Origin of the sequence: Rhizobium sp. AQ_MP, assembly GCF_014237835.1 — a bacterium.
GTDB lineage: Bacteria > Pseudomonadota > Alphaproteobacteria > Rhizobiales > Rhizobiaceae > Allorhizobium.
Window position 1 is genome coordinate 1 of the sequence record NZ_JACJVI010000088.1, and the last position, 368, is coordinate 368.

A 368-nucleotide genomic window follows, 5' to 3' on the forward strand; every position below is an offset into this window, starting at 1 on the left:
ACCGCCTATCTCGCGGGTCTCGTCGGTAAGTACTGGTTCGAGCGTTATGCCCGCCTGCCGGTCGAGATCGATGTCGCCTCGGAATTCCGCTACCGCGAAATGCCTTTGTCCAAGGATCAGGCGGCTCTTTTCATCTCCCAGTCCGGCGAAACCGCCGACACGCTGGCCTCCCTGCGCTATTGCCGCGACAATGGGCTGAAAATCGGCGCGGTGGTCAACGTCAGGGAATCGACGATCGCCCGCGAATCGGACGCCGTCTTCCCCATCCTCGCCGGCCCGGAAATCGGTGTGGCCTCGACCAAGGCCTTCACCTGCCAGCTCACCGTTCTCGCCTCACTCGCGGTCGCTGCCGGCCGCGCTCGCGGCAC

1 protein-coding gene is annotated in these 368 nt (G+C 64.7%); it reads left to right on the forward strand.

Going from position 1 to position 368, the window contains the following annotated elements:
- Window positions 1–368, forward strand: a 368-nt coding sequence (locus tag H6M51_RS24340; protein ID WP_185812327.1) for an SIS domain-containing protein, incomplete at both ends; no start/stop codon positions are given.